At 34.7% G+C, this 23,382-nt stretch carries 34 protein-coding genes and 1 tRNA gene; 5 read left to right on the top strand and 30 right to left on the bottom strand.

The genetic code is table 11. The annotated features are described in order from the left end of the window. Positions 1–5: 5 nt before the first annotated feature. Complete coding sequence (locus MMARC5_RS00550; RefSeq protein WP_011867884.1) at positions 6–1,055, bottom strand: nucleotidyltransferase family protein; 1,050 nt, start codon at positions 1,053–1,055, stop codon at positions 6–8. Positions 1,056–1,156: 101 nt separating this feature from the next. Between MMARC5_RS00550 and MMARC5_RS00555 the strand changes: the two genes are divergently transcribed. Beyond that, positions 1,157–1,233, top strand: a tRNA-Val gene (locus MMARC5_RS00555). 130 nt (positions 1,234–1,363) lie between these two features. On the opposite strand, the gene pfdA is transcribed toward MMARC5_RS00555, so the two are convergent. Beyond that, positions 1,364–1,798: a prefoldin subunit alpha gene (gene pfdA, locus MMARC5_RS00560; RefSeq protein WP_011867885.1), complete on the bottom strand. Its 435-nt coding sequence runs from the start codon at positions 1,796–1,798 to the stop codon at positions 1,364–1,366. A gap of 91 nt (positions 1,799–1,889) precedes the next feature. Between pfdA and MMARC5_RS00565 the strand changes: the two genes are divergently transcribed. Beyond that, the gene (locus MMARC5_RS00565) at positions 1,890–2,294 is read left to right on the top strand and encodes a monovalent cation/H+ antiporter subunit E (protein ID WP_081430832.1); all 405 of its coding nucleotides are present in this window, start codon (positions 1,890–1,892) and stop codon (positions 2,292–2,294) included. A gap of 50 nt (positions 2,295–2,344) precedes the next feature. Continuing rightward, positions 2,345–3,538, top strand: coding sequence for an L-serine ammonia-lyase, iron-sulfur-dependent, subunit alpha (locus tag MMARC5_RS00570; RefSeq protein WP_011867887.1), 1,194 nt, complete (start codon positions 2,345–2,347; stop codon positions 3,536–3,538). A gap of 2 nt (positions 3,539–3,540) precedes the next feature. On the opposite strand, the gene MMARC5_RS00575 is transcribed toward MMARC5_RS00570, so the two are convergent. Genes MMARC5_RS00575 through MMARC5_RS00675 form a run of 21 tightly spaced genes read right to left on the bottom strand, consistent with a single transcriptional unit; the run spans position 3,541 to position 14,855 of the window. Next, a complete protein-coding gene (locus tag MMARC5_RS00575; RefSeq protein ID WP_011867888.1) occupies positions 3,541–3,942 on the bottom strand; it encodes an HTH domain-containing protein in 402 nt (133 codons plus the stop codon). A gap of 20 nt (positions 3,943–3,962) precedes the next feature. Beyond that, the gene (locus tag MMARC5_RS00580; protein WP_011867889.1) at positions 3,963–4,604 is read right to left on the bottom strand and encodes a CBS domain-containing protein; all 642 of its coding nucleotides are present in this window, start codon (positions 4,602–4,604) and stop codon (positions 3,963–3,965) included. Positions 4,605–4,619: 15 nt separating this feature from the next. Continuing rightward, complete coding sequence (locus MMARC5_RS00585) at positions 4,620–5,378, bottom strand: 4Fe-4S binding protein (RefSeq protein ID WP_011867890.1); 759 nt, start codon at positions 5,376–5,378, stop codon at positions 4,620–4,622. Between the two features lie 20 nt (positions 5,379–5,398). Next, positions 5,399–5,884 carry a 4Fe-4S binding protein gene (locus MMARC5_RS00590; RefSeq protein WP_011867891.1) on the bottom strand — a complete coding sequence of 162 codons (486 nt, stop codon included), beginning with the start codon at positions 5,882–5,884 and terminating at the stop codon, positions 5,399–5,401. Continuing rightward, positions 5,877–7,058, bottom strand: a complete 1,182-nt coding sequence (locus tag MMARC5_RS00595) for a 4Fe-4S binding protein (protein WP_011867892.1) — start codon at positions 7,056–7,058, stop codon at positions 5,877–5,879. Before MMARC5_RS00595 ends, MMARC5_RS00590 begins: the two co-directional genes overlap by 8 nt. Before the next feature lie 25 nt (positions 7,059–7,083). Further along, positions 7,084–8,214: a hydrogenase large subunit gene (locus tag MMARC5_RS00600; protein ID WP_011867893.1), complete on the bottom strand. Its 1,131-nt coding sequence runs from the start codon at positions 8,212–8,214 to the stop codon at positions 7,084–7,086. Between the two features lie 14 nt (positions 8,215–8,228). Next, on the bottom strand, positions 8,229–8,699 hold the full coding sequence (locus tag MMARC5_RS00605) for an NADH-quinone oxidoreductase subunit B family protein (RefSeq protein WP_011867894.1): 471 nt from the start codon (positions 8,697–8,699) through the stop codon (positions 8,229–8,231). 21 nt (positions 8,700–8,720) lie between these two features. After that, positions 8,721–9,131, bottom strand: coding sequence for a DUF1959 domain-containing protein (locus MMARC5_RS00610; RefSeq protein ID WP_011867895.1), 411 nt, complete (start codon positions 9,129–9,131; stop codon positions 8,721–8,723). A 15-nt stretch (positions 9,132–9,146) separates the two neighbouring features. Next, positions 9,147–9,446, bottom strand: a complete 300-nt coding sequence (locus MMARC5_RS00615; RefSeq protein WP_011867896.1) for a DUF2104 domain-containing protein — start codon at positions 9,444–9,446, stop codon at positions 9,147–9,149. Positions 9,447–9,450: 4 nt separating this feature from the next. Beyond that, positions 9,451–9,702, bottom strand: coding sequence for a hypothetical protein (locus MMARC5_RS00620; RefSeq protein ID WP_011867897.1), 252 nt, complete (start codon positions 9,700–9,702; stop codon positions 9,451–9,453). An 8-nt stretch (positions 9,703–9,710) separates the two neighbouring features. Further along, the gene (locus tag MMARC5_RS00625; RefSeq protein ID WP_048058542.1) at positions 9,711–10,571 is read right to left on the bottom strand and encodes a respiratory chain complex I subunit 1 family protein; all 861 of its coding nucleotides are present in this window, start codon (positions 10,569–10,571) and stop codon (positions 9,711–9,713) included. Between the two features lie 19 nt (positions 10,572–10,590). Further along, on the bottom strand, positions 10,591–10,800 hold the full coding sequence (locus MMARC5_RS00630) for a hypothetical protein (RefSeq protein ID WP_011867899.1): 210 nt from the start codon (positions 10,798–10,800) through the stop codon (positions 10,591–10,593). Between the two features lie 9 nt (positions 10,801–10,809). After that, positions 10,810–11,472 (bottom strand): proton-conducting transporter transmembrane domain-containing protein, encoded by a 663-nt coding sequence (locus MMARC5_RS00635; RefSeq protein WP_011867900.1) that lies wholly within the window; start codon positions 11,470–11,472, stop codon positions 10,810–10,812. A gap of 21 nt (positions 11,473–11,493) precedes the next feature. Then, on the bottom strand, positions 11,494–12,180 hold the full coding sequence (locus tag MMARC5_RS00640; RefSeq protein WP_011867901.1) for an EhaG family protein: 687 nt from the start codon (positions 12,178–12,180) through the stop codon (positions 11,494–11,496). Continuing rightward, positions 12,180–12,653, bottom strand: a complete 474-nt coding sequence (locus MMARC5_RS00645) for an EhaF family protein (RefSeq protein ID WP_011867902.1) — start codon at positions 12,651–12,653, stop codon at positions 12,180–12,182. The genes MMARC5_RS00640 and MMARC5_RS00645 overlap by 1 nt, the downstream gene beginning before the upstream one ends. Position 12,654: 1 nt before the next feature. After that, a complete protein-coding gene (locus MMARC5_RS00650; protein ID WP_011867903.1) occupies positions 12,655–12,909 on the bottom strand; it encodes an EhaE family protein in 255 nt (84 codons plus the stop codon). Between the two features lie 8 nt (positions 12,910–12,917). Then, positions 12,918–13,196 (bottom strand): EhaD family protein, encoded by a 279-nt coding sequence (locus MMARC5_RS00655; RefSeq protein ID WP_011867904.1) that lies wholly within the window; start codon positions 13,194–13,196, stop codon positions 12,918–12,920. A gap of 5 nt (positions 13,197–13,201) precedes the next feature. After that, complete coding sequence (locus MMARC5_RS00660; RefSeq protein ID WP_011867905.1) at positions 13,202–13,471, bottom strand: DUF2109 domain-containing protein; 270 nt, start codon at positions 13,469–13,471, stop codon at positions 13,202–13,204. Then, positions 13,471–13,959, bottom strand: a complete 489-nt coding sequence (locus MMARC5_RS00665) for a hypothetical protein (protein ID WP_011867906.1) — start codon at positions 13,957–13,959, stop codon at positions 13,471–13,473. Before MMARC5_RS00665 ends, MMARC5_RS00660 begins: the two co-directional genes overlap by 1 nt. After that, on the bottom strand, positions 13,949–14,212 hold the full coding sequence (gene ehaA, locus MMARC5_RS00670; RefSeq protein WP_011867907.1) for an energy-converting NiFe hydrogenase A subunit EhaA: 264 nt from the start codon (positions 14,210–14,212) through the stop codon (positions 13,949–13,951). The genes MMARC5_RS00665 and ehaA overlap by 11 nt, the downstream gene beginning before the upstream one ends. A gap of 4 nt (positions 14,213–14,216) precedes the next feature. Next, complete coding sequence (locus MMARC5_RS00675; protein ID WP_048058430.1) at positions 14,217–14,855, bottom strand: helix-turn-helix domain-containing protein; 639 nt, start codon at positions 14,853–14,855, stop codon at positions 14,217–14,219. 347 nt (positions 14,856–15,202) lie between these two features. Here MMARC5_RS00675 and MMARC5_RS00680 point away from each other — a divergent pair, with 347 nt between their 5' ends. Then, a complete protein-coding gene (locus tag MMARC5_RS00680; protein WP_011867909.1) occupies positions 15,203–15,775 on the top strand; it encodes a ZPR1 zinc finger domain-containing protein in 573 nt (190 codons plus the stop codon). A gap of 33 nt (positions 15,776–15,808) precedes the next feature. Here the strand turns inward: MMARC5_RS00680 and MMARC5_RS00685 are convergent, their stop codons facing one another. From MMARC5_RS00685 to mobB, 5 genes are all read right to left on the bottom strand, one after another. Next, entirely contained in the window at positions 15,809–16,378 is a 570-nt protein-coding gene (locus MMARC5_RS00685) for a GMP synthase subunit A (protein WP_011867910.1), read from the bottom strand. Between the two features lie 21 nt (positions 16,379–16,399). Beyond that, the gene (gene map, locus MMARC5_RS00690) at positions 16,400–17,287 is read right to left on the bottom strand and encodes a type II methionyl aminopeptidase (RefSeq protein ID WP_231288451.1); all 888 of its coding nucleotides are present in this window, start codon (positions 17,285–17,287) and stop codon (positions 16,400–16,402) included. Between the two features lie 11 nt (positions 17,288–17,298). Next, positions 17,299–18,408: an OBG GTPase family GTP-binding protein gene (locus MMARC5_RS00695; RefSeq protein ID WP_011867912.1), complete on the bottom strand. Its 1,110-nt coding sequence runs from the start codon at positions 18,406–18,408 to the stop codon at positions 17,299–17,301. Between the two features lie 194 nt (positions 18,409–18,602). Continuing rightward, on the bottom strand, positions 18,603–18,890 hold the full coding sequence (locus MMARC5_RS00700; protein WP_011867913.1) for an ArsR/SmtB family transcription factor: 288 nt from the start codon (positions 18,888–18,890) through the stop codon (positions 18,603–18,605). A gap of 112 nt (positions 18,891–19,002) precedes the next feature. Then, on the bottom strand, positions 19,003–19,692 hold the full coding sequence (gene mobB, locus MMARC5_RS00705) for a molybdopterin-guanine dinucleotide biosynthesis protein B (RefSeq protein WP_011867914.1): 690 nt from the start codon (positions 19,690–19,692) through the stop codon (positions 19,003–19,005). Positions 19,693–19,797: 105 nt separating this feature from the next. On the opposite strand from mobB, the gene twy1 reads away from it, so the two are divergent. Next, entirely contained in the window at positions 19,798–20,739 is a 942-nt protein-coding gene (gene twy1 / locus MMARC5_RS00710) for a 4-demethylwyosine synthase TYW1 (RefSeq protein WP_011867915.1), read from the top strand. 1 nt (position 20,740) lies between these two features. Here twy1 and MMARC5_RS00715 read toward each other — a convergent pair whose 3' ends face one another. Beyond that, positions 20,741–21,961 carry a 2,3-bisphosphoglycerate-independent phosphoglycerate mutase gene (locus tag MMARC5_RS00715; protein WP_011867916.1) on the bottom strand — a complete coding sequence of 407 codons (1,221 nt, stop codon included), beginning with the start codon at positions 21,959–21,961 and terminating at the stop codon, positions 20,741–20,743. Between the two features lie 149 nt (positions 21,962–22,110). After that, the gene (locus MMARC5_RS09905) at positions 22,111–23,229 is read right to left on the bottom strand and encodes a CAP domain-containing protein (RefSeq protein ID WP_011867917.1); all 1,119 of its coding nucleotides are present in this window, start codon (positions 23,227–23,229) and stop codon (positions 22,111–22,113) included. Positions 23,230–23,382: the final 153 nt, after the last annotated feature.

Genomic DNA, 23,382 nt, shown 5'->3' on the forward strand with positions numbered 1-23,382 from the left:
CCCCTTTATTCGTTATTATTTATCCCCTTTAAAATTTTTAAGTTTGCCGGATAGTTTTCAATGTATTTTGAGATAGTTTCCTTTTCTATTCTCGCTTCTAGTTTTGAGATTGTTCTTTCAATGTTATTTTTTGAAAAACCTCTAGGAATACATTCTTTTATTTCTTCAATTGATTTGTAATATTCTTTTTCATTTAATTTTTCTGAAATATTTTCGGGTAAATATTTACTTAAATCAAAGTTATTCACAGTATCAAGAACCATCTGTTCATTTCTTTTAAGAATAATTTCCGATAAATTATTTTCAAAAGATTTAAAGACATTTAATGTAGTTTCTGGAAGCATATGTTTTATGGATTCAAAATTATTGTTAAAAACTCCTTCCCGTATTTTTGTTCCACTTATACCTTCAATTCTTTCGATAAATTTGAATTTGGGTTTCCATTCTGGGAAATTTTCTTTTAATTTGTAAATTGTGTATGACATCGATGCAATCACGTAGTTGTCGATTTCCAACTTTTCCCCGAATTTTTCACCGGTTTCAATACAAGAAATATTGTAAGGCTTTATTTTGATATGATTTTTATTATTTATCGAATTAATCACTTTTTCCATGGTTTCTTCTTCAATGTACCCTCTTGGAATGATATCCCCATTTAACGCAGAAAAAATCTTTATCAAACACTGCATGTATTGCCCTGAACCCATAATTCCCATTGGTGGGCCTTCAACTACCAAATCTGCACCTGCAAGTAATGCCATTTCTGATCTAATATATCTATTAACTAAATATGGAATTCCCCTTCCACTTCTTTCAAGGGGTCCTGGAATAACACTGATAAATAATCCTTCACGTTTACCAAAATCCATGCAGTATTTATGTCCATTATGGAGCGGATTGTATTCAGTAAAGTCTACAACAACGTTTTTTGCATTTTTTTCGTCTTTTAAAGTTTCAATGGCCTTTTGAACTTCAACAATGTTATTTTTTGAATTTTTCGAGTCTTCAATTATCAACTTTCTATCTTTTGCAAATGACTTTATTTCGTCTTCCATCTTACCACAAATCCCATGTTTTCAAAGCTTACCGAAAAATTTATATATTATGAATGCAATGTTTATTTTGCTCTCAGAACGAGAGCCAAGAGAAGCAGAAGGGACCTATGGTCTAGTTGGCTATGACATCGCCCTTACAAGGCGAGGGTCGCCGGTTCGAATCCGGCTAGGTCCACCATTTTTATTTTAGGCAGATATATCGATAAATTTAAATATATTTGCAAGGGTTAGGTTGTAACTCTTTTTAGATTGAATATTTTGGTTATATTTTTTTAAAATTTAATTTAAAAGTTAAAAATTAGGCAAAATTAGTTCGTCCTAGGTTTCATTTGAGCGCTTCTTTGTTCAATTGCGGCAGCTCTTTTTTCGAGTTCAGATCTTAATTTTACAATTTCTTGGTTTGTTTTTTGGATCTGGGTGTTTACAAGTTCTTTGGTCTGTTCGAGCTCTTCAACACTTTTTTGGAAGTCAACGATTACTTCGTCAACGTCCTTTTCAAGTAAAACATCAACTCCTACTGAAAGAACGATTTTTTCAGGATTTTGAACTTGTGCGTTTACAAATGCACCTGCACCAAGTGGCAACAAAATTTCTTTAGAGGTTTTTAAACCTTCCATAGATTCAATGGATTTTAAAAGTTCCATAATCATCATATCAATGTTTGAAAGTTCTTCCTGAAGTTTTTGCACCTGTTGGTTATAAACATCGAGCGCCATGAATTGATTTTGAAGTTCTTCGTTCATTTTTATCACCATTAATAACAATTTTGGATTAGAATTGGAACACCATAAACTCTGAAAGTAAATCGTGTTTTGTTTTCAAATCTTTAAAACAATGAGCCTTCTTTTTAATATTTTTATAGTTACGATAATTATATATAGCTATTTATCATTATTGATAATTACGAATTGTTCCCACATGGACAAAGGTGTTAAAATGAAGCTTTTTGGATTTTTCGGGTATTTAATTGTTTTTTTAAAGGCTTTGGGCGAAGCATGGATTGATGTTGTAAAACGAAGTTTCGATGGTAAAATCGACCCAGAAGTTATTGAAATTAACACAGATATAAACAGCTTAATGGGACAAGTTTTACTTGCATCAAGCATTACATTAACTCCAGGAACCCTTACAATTGATTTAAATTCTGAAAACAAAACCCTAAAAGTAGCTTCAATAAGTCCGAGAACAAAAGATGAGATAGTTCCTTTTGAACCTTACATAAAAAAGATTTTTGATTAAATTAATTTTTTTAAATATTGTTTTTATTTTCTAGATATTTAGTTGATATTATGGATGATTCTAAACGCATTTTAATTACAAAAATATTAAAAAACGAAGTAACGGAAGCATTGGGATGTACTGAAGTTGGATTGATCGGTTACGCAGTTTCACTTTGTAATATTTCAGATCCTTTTTCGATCGAAAAAATCGAACTTACACTAAATAATGGCTCTTTTAAAAATGTTTACGCTGTAGGAGTTCCAAATACTGGAAAATATGGACTACTGCCTGCAGTTGTTGGCGGATTTTTGGGAAATTCTAAAAACAAACTTTTAATTTTTAACGATATAACTTACAGCCAAGAATTGGAAGATTTTACCAAAGAAAAACTCGAAATAAAAGTAATTAATGGCCCATTATACTGCAGTGTAAAAATTAAAGATAATTCTGGAAAAATTCATGAATCTTTAATTAAAGACAATCATTTAAACGTTGTAATTCCCGAAATTAAAAAAGAAAAAATAAATATGGAAATAAATAGTTCTGAAAAAGAAAAATACAAAAACCTTGAATTATTGGATTTTTTAAATTATCTAGACGAAATTCCAGAAGAAATTATTAAACTGGTTGAAAAAACAATTTATACAAATAAAAATTTAATTAAAGGCGACTTTTTAAATTATGGGACCGATATTTTGTCAAACATGGTTAATAAAACCACGTCAGCCTGCAACATCCGAATGACTGGGGAAAATATGACTGCAATGAGTGTTGCAAAAAGTGGAAACATGGGAATCATGGCAACACTTCCAATAATTTCCTATGATTTTTCAACTGAAAATAATTCAGAAAAATTAATAAAATCTGTTCTTCTTTCAATGCTCGTTACAATTTATTCTACGTATAATTCATCATACCTTTCATCAATGTGTGGATGCGTAAGTAAAGGTGGAATGGGGGCAGTTATTGGGCTTAGCCACTACAAAAATGGCAAAAACCTTAAAAAATTTGATAGTTCTGCAAGGACATTCACTGCAAATTTACCTGGAATAATATGCGATGGTGGAAAAGTTGGATGTGCATTAAAACTTGCATCAGGATGTTTTGCAGCGTATTCTTCTCTTTTTGTCGATATATCTTATGAAAATGGAATCGTCGGCAAAAATTTTAAAGAATGCGTTGAAAATATTTCAAAAATTAGTAAAGCAATGGGAGATCTCGATTGTGATATCGTAGAAATCATGTCCAAAAAAGAAATGTAAGTTTAAACATTTTCTCCGTTTAAAAACCAGTCCGGAGTTTTTAGTAATTTATATCCGCCAAGCGGCCCAGGCTTGGTTTCAATACTAAATTCAAGTTTTCTTAAATCATTGATTCTATTATGAACTGCAACCCTACTTTCTCTATCAATATGCTTTTTTATATATTCTCCTGAAATGTATTCCGAATTTTTAGAAAAGATCCCTTCTTTTTCAAGAATTTTCCTCGCTTCTTTTTTAGAAGTATCTTTACTCAGGTTTTCGTAAAAATCCATGACATCAAGAAACATGCAAATGATTTTAAAGTGCCCAATGTCAATTTTAACATTTTTTTCAAATGCTTTTTTAAGGCAGGTCCAGAAATCAATTTTTCTGCCGTATTTAGGAATGTTTATAAGTTCAGACATTCAGACACCTAAATTTTTAGTTATTTTTTTATGACATTTTTGCAACTTACTTTTCTTGCGAGCGCAACTTCACCGATTTTTATAAGGCCGGTAAAGAATTTTTCAAGTCCCCCACAAGCCCAGATGGCTTGCCCGAATGTAGAACCTTTTATTCTTCTTTCGTAATCTTCACCAGTGATCGTTTCACCAGTAGTCTGTTTTGTAACGATTGCAGCAGCATTCATTAATTCTTCCCAGGAAATCCCTTTTAATTCGCCCATTAATGATTTAAAAATACTGTGTACTGGAATGTCGTACAGTTTAGAAAGAGTTTTTGTAATATCGCAGTTTCTAACAATTCCAACAAGCTGTCCTCTGTCATTTAAAACTGGAATGCTTATAACTTTGTATTCAACTATTTTGGTAACTGCTTCCCTTGCAGGTTCGTTTTTATTTACAACAATTACATCCGCAATGGGACTCATAATGTCTTTTATTGGAATATTTTTATCGGAAACTACCATCAAATCAATAGCAGTCGTCCAGCCAACCATTTTACCGTCATTGTCAATAATTGGTGTGCTGAATTTTTTATTTTTATACATTAAGTCAATAACCGTCTGTACAGTAAAATCAGGATATATTTTAATAAATTTTTTATCCATCAAGCTTTTTACTTTCATAGTACCCCTCTCCGATTACATATTTTTTGATTGAATTGCTATCGCAGTTACAGGACAGTTTTTCTCACATTTTCCGCAGAATATGCACTTTTTATCATCCAATTTCATCAGTCCGTCCTCGTAAATTATCGCACCAACAGGACAGATTTCACTGCATACCATACAGTTAATGCAGGTGTCATTATTTAAAGATATTACATTTTCAGTCGGAATTTCGCCCATTTCATTCTCAACTTTTATCGAAGATTTAGGGCATACTTTTTCACAAGCAGTGCATCCCATGCAGAGATCTAGGTTTATATCGATACTGGTCCTTTTTTCAACTTTTATTGCAGAAGTCGGGCAGAATCTTTCGCAAATTCCACATTTTATGCAGGATTCTTCGTCGAGTTCATGTTTTTTAAGTCGTATTTTCCTGTGGGTCACATCTATTTCTTTTAATTCGTAAATTACATTATCATCTTTTAATTCTGCACGACCTTCCAAGACATTGATTGCCCCAACTGGGCAGGTTTTAGCACATATTTCACATTTTACACATTTTTCAGGAATTATTTCAGCAGGACTTTTAACACTCGGTTCTTTTATCGCCTGAACAGGACATACTTCGTAGCAAAGTTCACATCTAACGCATTTATTGGTTTCTACGTATAAATTCCTTTCAACTGGCACAATAATATCTTGTAATTTCTTTTTTACGGATTCTTCATCAATTCCGAGCTTTTCCGAAATATCTGAGATGATTTTTGGGACTGGTTTTTTTACGGTTATCATCTAAAACACCTTTTTAGGTATTATTCAAGTTTAATCGCTTTTGCAGGGCATATCTTTTCACAATGTCCACAAAGTACGCATTTTTCCATATCGAAAGAAATTTTATCATCAGATTCAGATATTGCACCAAATGGACAGTTTTTGGAACAAACTAAACACATTACGCATTTCTGTCGATTGTATTCTAAATTTTCACTTTTTAATCGATTTTCGATTATTAACTTTCCATTTTCCACTTTTACCCTTGTTTTAGTAATGTTTATGGCATTAACTGGGCAAGTTTCTACGCAAGTGTTGCAGTAAACACATTTATCATTAATATTTGGAATTTCTGAAAAATTTGAGCTGATTGCAGTTACTGGACACACTTCAAGGCATCTATTGCACAATATGCAAGTTTCAGGATTTATTTCGATTTTATTATTGATGTACTGGCGGTCAAGTTCGAATTGTATATCCAAGTCACCAAAGTATTTTTTAAGAATTTCCGATATCATATCAATCATCCTTCCTCTTTTCACCAATATTTTCATCTGAAACCGACTGTTTTCCAAGAGTTTTGATTTCTTCTTTCACTAACACGTAATTTTTGGTGAACTCTTCAAGGTCGTTATGTAAGATATTTTCAAATTCATCCCGTACTTTTCTTTCGGAGTATAGATCCTTGGCTACTTCAGTTTTAATGTAAGTTATTGCATCAACCGGACATGCATTTTGGCAAAGTCCACACCTTACACAGTATTCCGGATTAATATATGGTAAATTGGTTTCGTTAGATATAGATACTGCTTCAGGAACATTACATGCCCTGTAACAAATCCTACATCCAATACATTTTTCTTCATCGACTAGGTAGCATTCAGCAGTTCTTTTAGTAATTTTTTCAGGGATTCCGATTCTTATTGCAGTTGTGGGGCACACTTCAAGGCATTTTCCGCACCTTACACAAGATGTAACTTCGAGCCTTTCAAGATCGATTGAACCCGAACACACATCAACACAATTCCCACAGCCAATACATAAACTCGGAACGATTCTTGGAACTTCTGAGATTAATTCAGTTTCTTCTTTAAAATCGCTTCCGAGTCTTTTCCTGTTAAATTTGATGTTTTGTGCGATTTCTATTTTTTCAGAAAGTCCCGATTCATCGTAAGTGACTATTGCATTTTCTACAGGACAGGCTTCAACACAGTTTTTACAGCTTACGCAAAGATTAACGTCTATTTCGTAAAGTCCATTACTGTTATGCGAAATTGCATCAACCGGACATGCATTTTCACACGAGCCACAACTTACACAAATTTCTTCATCAATTAAAAGATTGACAAGTTTTGGAACGTTCCATAAAAGCTCAGTAGCTTCTTTTCGAAGAGTTCCCATCTCTAAAACATTTGTTGGACATGATTCAACACAGTTTCCACAGTTTATACAGGAACCTGCATCAAATACCGGCATATTCTTTTTAAATTCTTCGTTGTATTCCATTTTAATTGCATCAGACGGGCAGGATTCTGCACACGCACTGCAACTTATACATTTTTCAGGCAAATCAAAAATTACCGGAATTTTTCTAAATCTTTTCGGTGGGATGAAACTTCCCTTTTCAGATTTGGCGTTTGTAAATCTCATAAACCATTTTTTTCTTACGAACTCGTAAAGATACCAAATAGATGATGACATGAATACCACCTGCAATCAGGTTTATTTATTGGAATTTGTAGTCGCTCAATTTTCCATTATTTAAGTCTTTTAATTGGATAGTTCTTTCAGTACATGACACACAAGGGTCTATTGAAGTGTAGGTCGCAACTGCATCCGCAATTGTTGGACAGTCCTTTATCATGTATTTGTAAGCTTCAAGATTCATTACTGTTGGAGTTCTTATAATAATCCTTTTTATGAGTCCACCATCAGTAATTGCAATTTTATAGTAAACTTCACCCCTATGGGCTTCATTATACCATTCTCCTTCAGTTGCCCTAATTTCAGCTTTATTTCTGACAATTCCTGAACATTCTGCGTACTGTTCAAGGGCTCGTCTTATAAGTTCAACACTTGTTAGAACTTCGTCATGCCTTACCATCATTCTTGCATAGTTGTCCCCCTCATCTCTCCAATCGGGTTTGAAATTCAATGCCTGGTAAGTTTCATGTCTTATTCTCCAGTCACTTTCAGGAATTCCAGAAGCTCTAGCAACAGGCCCTGCTGCACGTGTTTTCATGATTTCTTTGTATCCGATGTTTCCAATATGTTTACTTCTCAAAGCAATCAAAGGCCCAGTTTCGAATGCTTCAATGATATTTTTCACATCTTCTTCAAATTCATCGATTTTTTTGTGAATTGTATCTAAAATTTCCTTGTTTAAATCGAGTCTTACTCCTCCAACAACGTTAAAACCCATGTTTACCCGGTTTCCAGTAATTAATTCGAGTAAATCCATGGAGGTTTCCCTTACATTTAACAGCCATATCCCTATAGTTTCATGCTCGATTGTAAGGTTGTAAACTGCTGCTGCAATTAAGTGACTGTGAATTCTCTCAAGTTCACAGGTAATTACTCTTAAATATTTTGCTTTATCTGGAACTTCAATTTTACACATGTTTTCAATACATTCTGCAAAGGATTGGGTGTGAATGTACGAACAAATTCCACAAACTCTTTCTGAAAGGTGTATACATTTCAAATAATGTTTTCCTTCCATAATACGTTCAATACCCCTGTGAACGTAACCCATGTCTATTTCAGCACCTTTTACGTTTTCCCCTTCAACTAGGAGTTTTATTCGCAAAGGTTCTTTCAATATCGGGTGAATGGGTCCAATCGGTACTACATTCATGCTATCATCTCAAATTATGCTTTGGCTTTATTTTTTTCTTCTTTTAATTTTTGATTAAGTAATTTCTCTTTAGCAGCAAGTGCATCTGGGGCAATTGTGACTACTGCAGATATAATTTCTGAGGGTCTTGGAGGGCATCCTGGAAGTTTTGCGTCCACAGGAATTACACTGTCAACAGGCCCGTGAATATGCCCTTCTTTAAATATTCCACCACTAAGTGCGCACGCACCAACCGCGATAACTATTTTAGGTTCGGGGGTCTTTTCGTAAATTTCAAGAAGTCTTTTTTCCCAAGCTCCAGTCACAGGGCCGGTTACAACTAAAACATCGGCTTCTCTTGGATTGTTATGCACATAAATTCCGTACTGTTCGATATCATACCTTGGGGCAAGGCAGGACACTACTTCGATATCACAACCATTGCAACCACCAGTATTTACCAGACAGACGTTAATTGATCGTTTTCTTACAAAATCTTTAATCATCGAGATCATCTCCAACTTAATCTATTCCTCGCCTTTCAGGATTTTAACTGTAAGTGCACGGCCTTCTTCAAGCGCTTCTTTGTACGGTTTTTTTCTGATAATTGTATCTTCAACGACCCTTTTTCTTATTAAATCGGCATCTTGTTTTGATATCAATCCGAAAAAGTCTGCAATCCAACACAAACCTAAATCGATATCTACTTTTCTTCCAAGGCATCCCATTTTAGCCTGTTCAACGTATGCGTGAGATTCATAAAGAGCCACTCCATCACAAGTCTTTACAAATACATCAATGACTTCTTCCATTGACATTTTGAGAGCTTTTGAAATTGGAACAATCGCTTCTTCCATAATGTAACGATTGCCCTTTATTATATTGTATTTTTGCTCTAAACTTGAATTTTCATAATTTTTATCAATTTCTTCTAGCATATTTTCACCTTTTTGCTAGATTAGCCCAATTGTTAGTAAGATATAGCCGATAAGTGCAATTAATAGTCCAAGACTGAATTCGGAATGTCCATATCCGGGCCTCATTCCAAGTGGGAATGCAAGGAATAACACAGATATTGGCGCATTTACTGTAAAAGCAAGCCCCCCAATAATTGCAGAAACTAATGCAACACTGTCGAGGGTTTTTTCTACGTAAGGTTTTCCATATTTTTTGTAGCTGTAGGATAACCCAAGAGCCGATCCGATAACAAATGTAATTGCGCAATAAAGTAGCATGAATGGAACTTCGTTCATAAAATCACCCTGTGATAAATGCGAAATATCCTAAATAGATAAACGCAATTAATACAGCCAGCATCATTAAATGCTCTGTAGTTTCTATTAAATGGGTTATTTTTTTGTTCTGAATAATTAATACTAAGATTCCCATGAGAAGGACTACGAAAAGGCCTAAAATTGGGGTTACAGGGTATTGAAGTATGTTAATAAGTACTATCATTCCCAAAACCACAAATCCTGCAATTGAAAGTAACTGGATGTACTGTTTCATGATAACACCTAATGGATGATTCTGTAAGCCAGATCAATTAGCGTAAGTGATGCAATTGTAATTTGGAGCATTACTGAATGATTTGGAGCAAGCAGAGGAGTCAAAGCGCAGATGAATGCAATAACCACCGTTAAGACAAACATTCCAACTAAAGTCAAAACTGAACTTGCCAAGACTAATGGGCCTAAAAACAATGCCATAAATAGCCATAATAATACAAACCATGCCATTGCGTCTCCAATCATGATAATTGCTTCGAGAGGCCCGTAGTGTTCGGTAATGTATCCGCTTACGATATCTTTTCCTTTTACTATCGCAAATGGGCTGAAAGGCGCTTTTGAAAGAACTAACACAAATACTGCAAAAGCACATATTGGAAGTTGGAACAACAACGGCCCATTTATGGCTTGATAGTTGATAATGTCTCCAATCATTAATGAATCAGTCACAGTATAGACGATTCCAGCAGCAGCAAAGAGTGGAACTTCTGCAGCGGCTGAGAAAACACTTCTAACACCACCAACTTTTCCATATGGGGATCCGCTACTTAGACCACAACCGTGTTCAACAATCTTTTGCATGATGTAGAGTCCGATTAATATCAACAAGGATGATTCAAAGACAACCGCAATTGATAGTGCACTCATCCAGACCATAATATCCATTAAAGCCACAAAGACGTACAATGGATTTCCTGCTGAGATCGGGAACGTTAGTTCTTTAAAGTAAAATTTGAATGTATGAATTAAATACTGAATAATTGGGGGTCCTGGTCGACACTGAATCCTTGCCATAAGTTTTCTGTGGAATCCAAGCAATATGCTACCAATTAAAAAGGCATACAATGCATACATAAGTCCGTTAACCATACTAAGCGCTGCGCTCAAATTACCACCCTCTGAACGGAATTTGGCCAATTTTTTCTCTTCTCGATTTTGGATTAAGGAACATCGCAATACCGAAAATTAAGAATGGGGTAAATACTGCTGTTAGTAAATACGTTACCATTTCATTCTGGGAATTTAGGTAAAGTGTTCCGATATATCCCAAGATTCCAATTATAAGTGCTATAAACCCACTTTTCGTTTCTGGACTCATTTTTTCACCTTAAGATATTGTAAGCAGAATTTCTACGGTTCTTACGATAACCAAAAGGGATGAAAGGTGTATCATCAGAATGTAAGGTGCCCCTGGAGCCCTGAACATTTCCGCTTTTGCTGCATAAAACGGTGCAACACCAGTTTCTCCAATCATTCCAACTGCGTAGAGTAGTTTTTGATAGAATAATTCATTACCATTTTTTGCAAGTTCAAATATTGAAAGAGTTCCTGTTTTTCCTAAAATCAGTGCAGCACCACCAAATAATGGAAGGGATGAAATTATTGCAATGATTCCATAGTGAAATGCTGCATTCAAGACCCATTCTTTTTTAACTGCCGAAACAATTCCAATGTTTGTAATACCAATTACTGCAAGGAATAATGCAAAGTCGAAGAGATCTCCAGTTAGCATTGAAAACGCAGTAGCAATACCACAAACTATTGACATAAATCTTCTTATTTTAAGTTCTTCAACTGTCACGTAATTAAATTTGTCACCAAATTCATGTACTTGAGCTTCTAGCTGTTTTTCAGGTTTTGTAAGGTATACTATGGCCGTGAAAAGCATCGCTATTATGAATGCTATAAGCGAGAAGTCGGTCATGTAGAATATAATATCTCCCAAAGGAATTATTCCGTGAAAGTTTCCTGCGATATATTCAACGAGCATCTTAATCACCTTTGGTCGAAGTTATTCGAACAACTCTCCAATTAGTCCGAGTTTAGAACCTACTTTTAATGCAAGTCCAAATCCGGCTATAATTAGGAAGTATGGCCATTTTGAAGGGAATAAGAAAAATCCAATAAACCCGAGTATCCAAATTGCCCATGCAATTCCTGAAAATGCTGAAATTCCTTCCCAGGATACTTTTAAATCTTCTGGAAGTATTTTCTGACCAAGTACTCTTTTTGCCAATACGTAGAACAAAAGACCGCTTGCCATGACTGCCCCACCGGTAAATCCGCTTAGCATTGCACCGTAAACAACGAGAACAAATGCAAAGAATTTTGGGGTGGTGTAGAGCACTTCCATTTTACTAAAGTTTATGTCCATGTTGGGGGTTTCTTTAATCGTAAACTCTTCTAAAAGTTTTGATCTTTTCTTTTTACTTTGTTTTCTTAAATCATTTCTTGAAACATATATTTCTGCAACTGCCAATAATTCAGCCATACCTACAACCAATCCTGGAAGGATAAGTGCTTCTGCAAGGTCTGAACCAATTGCTGCAATAATTACGAGCATTCCATATTCTACAAGGTCCGTTAACAAAATCATGTTAAGATCTGTTTTTTGGCGAGAAATAGAATAGAGCGAAATTATTCCAACTATTAATCCGACAGTAACGGTTCTACTGAATAATAAACTTACGTAGTCCATTATTTCACCCGATTATTCCTATTTAGGAATAGCCATCCAAATATTGTAAACGAGAGGAGCAAGGTCAAAGACTCTAAAACTGTGTCAAATCCTCTTGTATAGTATAATATCTCATCTAATATTCCACCAGGGGTTGAAACAATTGTTGTACCAAAGTACATTGTATTTTCACTTATTGCAATAGCAACAGGGGATAAATAAGCAGTAATTTGGCCCCCAATACCTTGATATTTAGGGTATTGAGATTTTATATCTGCAGGTTCTGTTAAGGTGATTCCTCCTCTGTCGTATGGTGCAAGAGGGGTTTTCAAAACCTGATTTTGGATTGCATCTTTTGGATATAACTGGTCGCTTGTAAATTCCGTAGGTAGGAATATACCGATGAATAAAACTATACAAATAAATCCTGCAAACAATCTGGAGACTGCACTGGGCTTTGAAATATAATTCCAGGCTTCATTTATCTTTTTCATATTATTCCTCCAGTTCCTCATTTTTGATAATCGCTCTCACGAGTACAAGTGTAAGGATAGCATTTACCCCGAGGAAGGTCATAAGTGCAAGAGTTTGGTTGTATGCGAGAAATATTAAACAAACACCAATTGAGGGAACTTCGATGTTTAAAAATCTCTTAAATGGATCTTTGGTTAATGGTCCAATAACTGCACCGACTGTACCCAATATGAGTAAGAAGTAGCCCACATACATTGCCAAGGTAACTAAATCCATTTTATCACCTATTTGGTAAGCACAGGGACTTCTGTACTATATTTTTTCTTATTTTTAAGCATATATTCATATTTTAACACGCCCAAAAGCAAGATCAATGTAGCAACTGGTTCTAACATCGAGGAAATAATTGCAACATCTAGGTAGTAGAATGAAGCAATTAATCCGATAAGTCCGCTTTCAAGAAGTGCAAACATGATTATCTTGTTAATATTGTGCGTATGAATGATGGTACCTATTCCTCCAAGAATACAGCACCCGGCAGCAACGATAGGTAGAATTTCCATCAAAATCACCTTTTCTTCTCAAATTCATCCATTTTATCGAGTTCTCCAAGTGTATGGGCTATCGCATTACTGGATACTGTTGATGATATGAAGTAAACAACTGCGGCAATTGCACCCATTGGGCTTTTTATGTAGAGTGCAATTAGTGCGGCAATGCAGAAGTTAATGCAGCAAAGTATAGGGAGTTTCAATGCTCTGCTTTTTGTCAGAAATACTTTTATAACTGAAATTATCCCTACAATTCCGATAACAAATGTTACAAGAGACGATTCCATTATATCCTCCCCATTTTTCGAGCAATACTGCCGAGAAGTCTTGATGCAGCGCTGTGATCTACGCCCTGAATTGAGAATATTGCGAGAACCATTCCTGCAATAAAGTATTCAGCACTTATAAATCCGCTAAGTAAATAAATCAATATTGTAGCAGTAATTGCTCCAATTGTTCCTGCATAACCTGTATCGTTACACAACCTGTTTCCAATGTAAATGAACAATGCAGCAATTAATCCTCCTTCAAATCCCATTAAATAGTAGAATATTGAAGCCATCAATGTTCCTGCCGATGCATCAGGGGAACATACGATATTTCCCATGAAATAGCCACCGTTAATGTTTCCACCGACATTTTCTATCTTTTCACCGATTACTTTGGCACCAAGCACTCCTGGTTTTTTTGGAAGTCCAAAGTAGGTATCAACAATAACAAAATTTAACCAGCAAACTGCAAATGCAGCCAATATCTTTCCAGTTTCAATTAACATCAGTAACACCTGGGAATATTTTATTTGCAAATTTTGAGAAAACACTCGCAAAAATTCCGATGATTACACTGGAAATCAGGTCTAATGTTATCAAGTAGCCTATTAAAGCAGTCAAGCCAAGTGCTACAAATGGAGTTGGAAATAGTACTGATCCTTCAAACGAATCCATATCAAATGAGATTTTCATACCCAAAATTGCTCCAACTACAATTGAAGAAACAAGAGCTACTGCATAGTTAATTAATAAAATCATGAAATCACCAGCAGTGTACAATCATGCAGTCTTTTTTTATTGAATATATTGGGGGAACTTCCTCTTTTGGGAATATTTGAATTATTGTCTTGTTATTCAATACGTTAGATACCTTATGTTCAAGCCTTCGAATGTCTGAGCAGTCTAACTGGATTAGTACGGTTTTTTTATCAAGGTGCAATCCTCTAATATTCATTCTGCCCCTGAAAAAATCAACTTCATTGATATCTACGACACCAAGTCGTTTTTTGATTTCTCCAGTAAAATATTTTATATCTATAATATACACAGGATGTCCTTCAATATATCTTTTACAGAAGATATCGTTTTTTGACGTTAAATCCTGGATAAAATCGACAATAGCACCTTCAAGTTTTGTCAATGAAAGTACGTCTAATAAATATAAAACAGGATTCTCTTTATCCCAAAAATTACTACATTTAAGCATCCCAAGCGTTATTGCGGCAGCATGTGCTTCCCCAATTTCCCGTTTTCCTTTTTCAAGCATACTCAAATGGGACTGACTAACCCCACTTTCTTCAGCAAGTTTGGACTGGGTTATCTTGAGCTTTTCACGAAAAACTTTTATATTTTCGGGATTGAGCAGAATTGCCCTTTCTATGATTTTTAATTTGTCGTACATTTTACCACTTTTAGACACTCTTGGACCTAAAAATTATTTCCTAAGAATAATATTATTCTAGTCGGATTATCTATATATAATTTTTTACTTGGATTTTTGGATATATTATTACCCCATTTACTCCAAAGTTACAGGTTCAAATGGCAAATGGGTGTATTTTTGGTCGCATTTATTATGTATCTTTATATGGTTTGGCCGGTATTTATCATGATTAATCATTATAGATTCTTTATATTAATATATGTACATATTGAGCATGCTTACCAAAATTTATCACAGATTTTTTCAGAAATATTTTTTTATCCTAGAAGCAAGTAAATGTTTTTGCTAGTAATTAGGTGAGAAACATGGAAAAACAATGTAATGTAATGGACTGCCCAATCTGCAGAAAAGAGAATTCATTAAAACTCATTACTCAGGAACTCGAAATACCTTACTTTGGAAAAGTTATCGAAACTACTATTTTTTGCGAGGAATGCAAATACAAAAAAAGTGATATATTCCCAGTAGATGTAAAAGAACCTAAAAGATATACTTTAAGAGTCGAAGACGAATATGATTTAAATAAACGGGTTATACGAGGTTCATCAGGCCATATTTCAATACCTGAATTTGGGTTTGAGGTGTCCCCAGGTCCCGCATCAGAAGCATACGTTTCAAATGTTGAAGGTGTATTAACAAGAATGGAAGGCGCAATCAAAACATTAATGTCTTGGGTAGAAAGCGAAGACGAAAAGAAAAAAGCAGAAGAATTAATCGAGAAATTAGAAGAAGTAAGACTTGGAAAAGAAAAAATAACTTTAATTATTGAAGATCCACTTGGACACAGTGCAATAATTGGGGATGGCGTAAAAGAAGAAGTTTTAACTGAAGAAGAGATAGCTTTGCTAAGTGATAATACTATTATTATGGATAAATAATTTTTAAAAAAATAAAACTTTTTTTTATTTAATTTATTCTTCAAATTCAAATCCGCATTTTTTACAGAAGTTTTTCAAAATTACATCCCCGTATTCAGTGTGTGACACTTCAGGGTGGAATTGAACACCGTAAATTGATTTTTCTTTGTGTTTTATTGATTCTATTCCACAAATGTCAGAGTAAGCTAAAACTTCAAAGCAGTCAGGTATTACTTTAACTTCATCCATATGGGAAGCCCATGCAGTAAATTCGCTTGGAACTCCGTTGAATAGATCGTTTTCTTCTTTTACGTAAATTTTAATACTCGCGTATTCTTCTGAATCGGCTCTTGAAACTTCTCCACCATATGCTTTTGAAATTAACTGGTGTCCAAGGCAGATTCCAAGAACTGGAAGTTCTGAATTTAATGCAATATTTTCGCAGTTTGTAGCTTTCGTAATATCTGGTCCACCGCTTAATATTATTCCTTTTATTTCAGAATCTGCAATAATTTCTTCGAGAGTGGTTGAATTTGGAATTATTTTAGCAGGTACATCAAGGTACTTCAAGCTTCTCTGGATCCTGTGTACGTACTGCCCACCGTTGTTTAAAATGACGATCATAACTTCACCTTTTATTTTAAATTATTTTGTGGTGACTTCAACACCATTTTCGGTAATTAAGACTGTATGTTCACACTGGGATACCATTCCATGTTCTCTTTCAACTAATGTTGGGTATCCGTATAATACGCCTGCCATCATCAAGCCTTTTAAGCCCGTTTTGTAATGTTTATCGATTTTTGCCATGTCTCTTTCTGAAAATGGTAGATATGCATGGTTTTGTTCGATATCTCTTAATAAGTTTCGTGCAGCTGGAAGTCTTACTGGTCTTGATCTTAAGTATTTAAAGATGTATACGTCTTTTCCATCGACAACTTGTCCAAATCCGTCTGTTGCAAATGGTTCAATTGCAACGAGGTCGCCAATATCAATTGTATCTCTTGTATTTTCAGAAACATTTGGAATACTTACTCCTGAGTGGAGTGAATACTGATGCATAACGTGCCCAGAAAGATTTGAAATTGGTTTATACCCGTAACTTTCAATTACTTCCTGAATTATTTTCCCCATTGCACCAACATTTATTCCAGGAACGATTTCTTTAATTACTGTATTCAATGCATCTTCTGAAGCTTTTTTTAAGTCAGAATATTTTCCAGATAAATCAATAGTTACTGCAGTGTCAGCAATAAATCCATCAACGTGAGATCCTAAATCTAATTTCACAATATCTTCTTCTGAAAAAACAGACTCATCGCCATATGACGGGCTGTAGTGTGCAGCAATATTGTTTAATGAAATATTGCACGGGAATCCGACACCTGCTCCCAGTTCTCTTGTCCTGTTTTCTACAAATTCTGCAACATCGTAGAGTTTTGCACCAGGTTTTACTAATTTTATGGCTTCTTTTTTAACTTGTGAAGCAATTTTTCCAGCTTCAATAATTTTAGTATATTCTTCATTATCCATTTTATCTACCATTAAAGTGCTCTTTTAACAACGATCGTCAATATATCGCCGTCTTTTAGTACGTGGTCTAATCCTACTCTTTGGCCAGGGTGTTTTGCAGAATCCCCCCAGACAAGTGCGTATCTGAAATTTTTAACAAAATCCCTGTGAAGCCTGTTACAAACATCTTCAACAGTTGAATTTTTTAAGATAATCAAAGGTTCTTCAAGGTCTGCTTTTCCACCTTGAGGTTTTAAGTATAATTTTATAAATCCTAAAGTTTCAAAGATTTTGTCTTTTAATTCTTCAAGGTTAATTTCTTTATGTCCTGAAACAAATACGTGTGGTCTGTCGCCAATTGCAGCTTCTGTCTTTTTTAAATTTGCTTCATCTGCAAGATCGATCTTGTTTACAATAACAAGTGTTGGGATATATGACCTGCTATTCAATACAACATCGATAAGTTGGTCTGCATTAATATCTTCCCTTATTAGAATAGCTGCATTGTGGATTTTGTGTTCTCCAACTATTGCAGTTATGGTGCCTTCATCTATCTTTGTTAAGTTAACGGTTTTATTGATTGCAAGTCCACCACGATCGTGTTTTTCAATTTTTACGTCGGGTTTTTCCTGATCAAGTCTGATACCTACGTTTCCAAGCTCTTTTTCAAGGATTGGGATGTGTTCTGGTGAAAATACATCCACAACGAGCATTACTAAGTCCACGTTTCTAACGGCTGCTAAAACCTCGCTACCTCTACCTCTACCAAAAGAAGCTCCAGAAATAATTCCTGGTGCATCCAAAACCTGAATTTTAGCGCCTTTGTGCTCCATAAGCCCCGGAATAATTGTAAGTGTTGTAAATGCATACGCTCCAACTTCTGAATTTGCATTGGTAAGTTTATTCAAAAGTGTTGATTTACCAACTGACGGAAATCCGACGAAAGCAACTGTTGCATCTCCCGTTTTTCTAATTGCATATGAAGGTCCACTTGATCCACCTGATCCTTTTGGGTTTTGCTGTTCATCCCTTAATTTGGCGAGTTTTGCTTTTAATATTCCAACGTGTTTTTGGGTGGCCTTGTTATATTGGGTATGTAATAGTTCGTCTTCCAATTTCTTGATATCTTCTTGTATTCCCATATTCTCACAACGCATAACCTGTAAATTGAATAAATCGATGAAAATTGTTTTAATTACAAAATTAAAAAAGAAAATTATGTTTTATTTATCCTCAAGTCTCAAAATATCACTTTAATTATTCACTAATAGTGATATTTGGTATATAAAATTAACTATGATGGTCAAAGACCAATTTATCACAGTTAATACAATGATTAATCTACAATTCCGCCCATAATAGATATCATTTCCCTTACCTTTGGATTTACAATATAGTAGTGGTTCCAGGTACCTTCTTTTCTGGCTTTAATGATTCCAGACTTCTTTAATATGTTCAGGTGATGGGAAATTGTTGGTTGGGGTTTTTTCAACTCATCAATAATTTTACATACGCACATGCTTTCGTTTTCACTCAAAAGCTCCAAAATCATTAATCTAGTGGGGTCAGCGAACGCCTTAAAGACTTCAGCCATATATTCGTACTTGTATTCTTCCATAGCCATAGTATCACCAAATAACCGTAATATATTTTATTTATTACAATATTTAAATATTTTGAGATACGAAAAAAGTCCATAATACTCGGTATGGGATCTTTATTCAAAAATAAGAGTGTTATTTCTTTTCAATTTTGATTGAAATTGTTTCAGGGTTTTCCGTACCCTTCAGTGTTCTTACAATCCCTTTCAGAGTGTTTTTTATAATGTCGGAAACAAATGGATTTACCGGGATTGTTCTGCCATCGACTATCAGTGTTAATGCTGTTGACATAACACATTTGTTCCATTTAACTTCGCCCGAAGCCAATTTATTCGCAAAACCTTTGCAGTTGTATCCGCAGTGACCGCAGTTTAGGTTATACGTTGGAACTATAGCTTTTTCAAGAACCTGGGCAGTAACTTCATCTATATCATATTTGAAGTCATCAATGACCATTATGGTCTGGTTGTCTTTCAATTCAGCGCCCCGTCCCCCTTCAGTTACAAGTATTTTTGGAATATTTAATTCGATCAAATCTTCTTTAAAACCTTCAACGAAAACAAGGTCGCAGTCGAGCTTTGCAAGGATTTCTTTCAAATTCATCCTGTTATAATAAAAGGCAGAGCCTTTTTGAGTAACAAAAACAGAAGTATCAGCAAGCTGTTTTAGCCTGTACGAGTCAGTATCTGGGGAATCAACGTCTATGTCCATATGTGAATTTTTAACTGTCGCAACCGACATGCCATCCAAGTTCTTGAGGATATTGGCTATCAAACCTGTTTTTCCAGTATCCTTTCTTCCGATTACACCTATAACTCTTATCATACCTTACTTATAATAAATTATCATATATTTAAATGTTGCCATATAGAACGCATAGTTTAAAAGATATAAGTAATTAAACAATGCTTGAATACAATGGTGATAATTATGATTCCTGAACAAATACACAATATTTTAAGAAAACAGCACTACCAGTTAAAAGAACACAGCGGGGTAAAACTCTGTGGATGGGTTAGAAAATCTTTTTTAGAAGGAAAAGAATGCTATAAATCAAAGTTTTACGGCATAAACACCCATAGATGTGTTCAAAGTACTCCTTCAGTTGCATGGTGTCAGCAATCATGTATTTTTTGTTGGAGGGTTCTTCCAAAAGATTTAGGATTGGATTCATTTGAATCTCCAGAATGGAAAGAACCAGAAGTTGTTGCAGAAGATATTTTAAGCATGCATAAAACTATCATAACGGGATACAAGGGAATTTTGGACAGGATTGGTGAAGAAAAGTACCTCGAAGCAACAAAACCAAAACACGTTGCACTTTCCCTTTCAGGAGAGCCTACGATGTATCCTTACATTGACGAATTAATCGAAGTATTCCATAAAAAGGGAATGTCCACATTTTTAGTTTCAAACGGAATTTTAACTGATGTAATTGAAAAGGTAAATCCAACACAGCTCTATATTTCCCTTGATGCATACGATTTAGAAAGCTACAAGAAAATATGTGGCGGAACAAAAGACAACTGGGAATCCATATTAAATACTTTGGATATTTTAGACTCAAAAAAACGAACCTGCATTAGAACCACGGTTATTCGAAATATAAACGATAATATTTTGAAATTCAAAGAATTATTCGAAAGAGCAAACTCAAACTTCATTGAACTAAAATCTTACATGAATGTTGGATATTCAAGAAAAAGATTAAATCTTGATGATATGGTAAAACAAGATGAACTTTTGGAAATGGGTAAAATTTTAGGTGAAAACAGTATATTTGAAATTGAAGATGATTCTCCTGAAAGCAGGGTAGTTTTACTTACTAACAAAAATAGAAAAATTAATCCAAAAATAGATTTTGGATTTTAATTTACGCACCATATTTTTTTGCAATACTCATAAGGTCCATTAAAATGGGCATAATATTTGTTCCTTTTATCCAGTTCAATCCACCTTTATATGTGGAAAATTCGTCGAATTTTTCAACATCGTCAACTCTAACACTTTTTCCCCAGATTAATATTGGTAAGGGGTCTGCAGAGTGGTCCATTTCTTCAATCGGGGTTGAGTGGTCTCCCGACATTGCAATGTAAACTTCATCTTTGTCGATATTTTTTGTAATGTAATCGAGCATTTCATCAATTTTTTCAATTATTTCTTTTTTAAGTTCGTAATTTCCATCATGTCCTGCTTCATCTGCGCCTTTTACGTTTACAAGTATAAAGTCGTAATCTTTAAGTGTTTCAACAATTGCACATGCTTTGGCCATAAGGTCTGAATTCGGAGTTCCATCACAACCTTCAACATCTATAACATCTAACCCGACCATTTTTGCAATTCCTTTGATAAGTCCAGTTCCTGCAATACATGCCCCTTTAAGTCCAGTTTTTTCACTAAACTGCATAATTTCTGGAACCTGTCCAACACCTCGTGGAACGATCATGTTTGCAACAGGCAAGTTCTGTTTTCTTCTCTCTTCGTTCACGGGGTGTTTATCTAATTTTTCGTAAGCAATTTTTAACAATTTATTAACAATTTCCGCAGTTTTTTTAGCTTCTTTTGAATTATCAAGAGGATGTATTTCTTTTACTCTTTTTCCTTCTTTTTTAGGGTCTGCATCGCTTATTTTATCACTTAAACCAGGACCTCTTAAAACAAGGGCCGCTCGGTATCCTCCAGACTCTTTAAAAATAATATCTATATCGTCAATTTTTAGTCCATCGAGCTCTTTTTCAAGTTCCGACGTATCTTCAATTCTTCCAGCTCTCCTATCTGTTACAATGAAATTTTCATTAACTGAGGAAAAATTGCATCTAAATGCAATATCTCCAGGTTTTACTGTAACTCCAACACCGCATGCTTCAAATGGCCCCCTTCCAGTATATGTTGTGTATGGGTCGTAGCCTAAAATTGCGAGGTGTGCAGTGTCGCTTCCAGGTCTCACTCCAACATCAACAGCGTTCATAAGTCCACAAATTCCGTCTTTGGCCATTTTGTCCATTACTGGAGTCTTAGCTTCTTTTAACGGAGTGTTTCCATCTTTGTTTGGCCTATCTCCAAGCCCATCCATAATAAAAATAACCGCTTTCATAGATTCACCATTACGATAATTTTGAATGATATCAGCTATTGTTTCGTTTTTATTAATATTTTTGGGTCTTAAATTCAAGAAAAATTGATAAATAGCCAAAAGCTTTAAATTTCGTTTGAAAAAATAGAAAAAAAGATAGATTAATTTGATTAATAGAAATTTTGGGTAGCAACATAATACGTACCATCAAAAGATACGCCTATGCCCATATTGGTGTATTGGGAGTTTAGAATATTTGCCCTGTGGCCGGGACTATCCATCCAGGCATCCACGATAGCTTTTGCAATACTTTCAGCATCGTCTGAAACATATCCAATTCCAATTACATTGCCAGTAGGCATTTTTGCAATATTTTCGCCAATTCCTGTAGCGTAATATCCGTCTCCTAGGTATTTTACAACGTTATAATCTGCTGCAATGGCCCTATCGGTAGGAGTTTCTCCATCTAAGTTTACATGGGAAAAATAATCATTTTCCACCATGTCATCACTATGAGCTTGTGAAATTTGACTTAACTTACTATCTAATATTAACTCATCGAGTCCATATGAGGAGCGTTCTATATTGGTATAGTCTAATATATATTGTTCAATCAATGAGTTTTTATCTACTACTGGTTCTTCTACTACTGGTTCTTCTACTACTGGTTCTTCTACTACTGGTTCTTCTACTACTGGTTCTTCTACTACTGGTTCTTCTACTACTGGTTCTTGTGTAGTTTTAATGATATATAGCGATGTTTTTGGAGATTGAGTAATTTTTGAAGGTAAATAAACGTAATCTTCAGAAGACGTGTCGGTATTATCTTCAGAAGACGTGTCGGTATTATCTTCAGAAGACGTGTCGGTATTATCTTCAGAAGACGTGTCGGTATTATCTTCAGAAGACGTGTCGGTATTATCTTCAGAAGACGTGTCGGTATTATCTTCAGAAGACGTGTCGGTATTATCTTCAGAAGACGTGTCTACCGTAGTCACTGGAACATATCTTGATTCAAGAAAATCTATTTTTGAAGACGTCTTTTTCAGGGGAGCATATGCTTTAACTTCAAAAGTCTTGTAGTCCAAATTATTTTTAAAAAGGCTGTTTAATTCGAAGAATAGATTATGGTTGTTATCAAATAAATTAGAATAGTTTTCGTTAAAATTTTGGTAAGTTACGTTTGAAAAAGTTGGTTCACATCCATCGAAGACACAATTTGCGCTAGCGGCTACTAATAAGGATAGTGTAATTAACGTTAATGTAAAAGCTTTAAACGGCCAATCCATTGTTCAGTCTCCATATATATTTTTGAATATTGGGGATTACCCATTATTTAATATATTGGATCTATTTATATTGTTTTCTATAATTTTGACTTAATATCGGCCGATTTTAGCGTAATAAAATAAAAATATTTTTAGGAAGTGCTTTTTGATCCC

Origin of the sequence: Methanococcus maripaludis C5, assembly GCF_000016125.1 — an archaeon.
Classification (GTDB): domain Archaea; phylum AGJL01; class Methanococci; order Methanococcales; family Methanococcaceae; genus Methanococcus; species Methanococcus maripaludis_D.

Coding starts and splice junctions, on each gene's coding strand:
- MMARC5_RS00600 (WP_011867893.1), bottom strand. CDS start 8,214: ATGAATGTAGTACCGATTGGACCCATTCACCCGATATTGAAAGAACCT.
- MMARC5_RS00615 (WP_011867896.1), bottom strand. CDS start 9,446: ATGAACGAAGTTCCATTCATGCTACTTTATTGCGCAATTACATTTGTT.
- MMARC5_RS00715 (WP_011867916.1), bottom strand. CDS start 21,961: ATGAAAGCGGTTATTTTTATTATGGATGGGCTTGGAGATAGGCCAAAC.
- mobB (WP_011867914.1), bottom strand. CDS start 19,692: ATGATAAGAGTTATAGGTGTAATCGGAAGAAAGGATACTGGAAAAACA.
- MMARC5_RS00575 (WP_011867888.1), bottom strand. CDS start 3,942: ATGTCTGAACTTATAAACATTCCTAAATACGGCAGAAAAATTGATTTC.
- MMARC5_RS00550 (WP_011867884.1), bottom strand. CDS start 1,055: ATGGAAGACGAAATAAAGTCATTTGCAAAAGATAGAAAGTTGATAATT.
- MMARC5_RS00685 (WP_011867910.1), bottom strand. CDS start 16,378: ATGATCGTCATTTTAAACAACGGTGGGCAGTACGTACACAGGATCCAG.
- MMARC5_RS00700 (WP_011867913.1), bottom strand. CDS start 18,890: ATGGCTATGGAAGAATACAAGTACGAATATATGGCTGAAGTCTTTAAG.
- MMARC5_RS00680 (WP_011867909.1), top strand. CDS start 15,203: ATGGAAAAACAATGTAATGTAATGGACTGCCCAATCTGCAGAAAAGAG.
- ehaA (WP_011867907.1), bottom strand. CDS start 14,212: ATGATTTTATTAATTAACTATGCAGTAGCTCTTGTTTCTTCAATTGTA.
- MMARC5_RS00630 (WP_011867899.1), bottom strand. CDS start 10,800: ATGAGTCCAGAAACGAAAAGTGGGTTTATAGCACTTATAATTGGAATC.
- MMARC5_RS09905 (WP_011867917.1), bottom strand. CDS start 23,229: ATGGATTGGCCGTTTAAAGCTTTTACATTAACGTTAATTACACTATCC.
- MMARC5_RS00655 (WP_011867904.1), bottom strand. CDS start 13,196: ATGGAAATTCTACCTATCGTTGCTGCCGGGTGCTGTATTCTTGGAGGA.
- MMARC5_RS00665 (WP_011867906.1), bottom strand. CDS start 13,959: ATGTTAATTGAAACTGGAAAGATATTGGCTGCATTTGCAGTTTGCTGG.
- pfdA (WP_011867885.1), bottom strand. CDS start 1,798: ATGAACGAAGAACTTCAAAATCAATTCATGGCGCTCGATGTTTATAAC.
- twy1 (WP_011867915.1), top strand. CDS start 19,798: ATGATTCCTGAACAAATACACAATATTTTAAGAAAACAGCACTACCAG.
- MMARC5_RS00590 (WP_011867891.1), bottom strand. CDS start 5,884: ATGATTGATATGATATCGGAAATTCTTAAAAAATACTTTGGTGACTTG.
- MMARC5_RS00660 (WP_011867905.1), bottom strand. CDS start 13,471: ATGGAATCGTCTCTTGTAACATTTGTTATCGGAATTGTAGGGATAATT.
- MMARC5_RS00565 (WP_081430832.1), top strand. CDS start 1,890: ATGAGCCTTCTTTTTAATATTTTTATAGTTACGATAATTATATATAGC.
- MMARC5_RS00625 (WP_048058542.1), bottom strand. CDS start 10,571: ATGGTTAACGGACTTATGTATGCATTGTATGCCTTTTTAATTGGTAGC.
- MMARC5_RS00645 (WP_011867902.1), bottom strand. CDS start 12,653: ATGAAAAAGATAAATGAAGCCTGGAATTATATTTCAAAGCCCAGTGCA.
- MMARC5_RS00695 (WP_011867912.1), bottom strand. CDS start 18,408: ATGGGAATACAAGAAGATATCAAGAAATTGGAAGACGAACTATTACAT.
- MMARC5_RS00580 (WP_011867889.1), bottom strand. CDS start 4,604: ATGAAAGTAAAAAGCTTGATGGATAAAAAATTTATTAAAATATATCCT.
- MMARC5_RS00640 (WP_011867901.1), bottom strand. CDS start 12,180: ATGGACTACGTAAGTTTATTATTCAGTAGAACCGTTACTGTCGGATTA.
- MMARC5_RS00675 (WP_048058430.1), bottom strand. CDS start 14,855: ATGTACGACAAATTAAAAATCATAGAAAGGGCAATTCTGCTCAATCCC.
- MMARC5_RS00570 (WP_011867887.1), top strand. CDS start 2,345: ATGGATGATTCTAAACGCATTTTAATTACAAAAATATTAAAAAACGAA.
- MMARC5_RS00595 (WP_011867892.1), bottom strand. CDS start 7,058: ATGTCATCATCTATTTGGTATCTTTACGAGTTCGTAAGAAAAAAATGG.
- MMARC5_RS00635 (WP_011867900.1), bottom strand. CDS start 11,472: ATGCTCGTTGAATATATCGCAGGAAACTTTCACGGAATAATTCCTTTG.
- MMARC5_RS00620 (WP_011867897.1), bottom strand. CDS start 9,702: ATGAAACAGTACATCCAGTTACTTTCAATTGCAGGATTTGTGGTTTTG.
- MMARC5_RS00605 (WP_011867894.1), bottom strand. CDS start 8,699: ATGATTAAAGATTTTGTAAGAAAACGATCAATTAACGTCTGTCTGGTA.
- MMARC5_RS00610 (WP_011867895.1), bottom strand. CDS start 9,131: ATGCTAGAAGAAATTGATAAAAATTATGAAAATTCAAGTTTAGAGCAA.
- MMARC5_RS00650 (WP_011867903.1), bottom strand. CDS start 12,909: ATGGATTTAGTTACCTTGGCAATGTATGTGGGCTACTTCTTACTCATA.
- MMARC5_RS00585 (WP_011867890.1), bottom strand. CDS start 5,378: ATGATAACCGTAAAAAAACCAGTCCCAAAAATCATCTCAGATATTTCG.
- map (WP_231288451.1), bottom strand. CDS start 17,287: ATGGATAATGAAGAATATACTAAAATTATTGAAGCTGGAAAAATTGCT.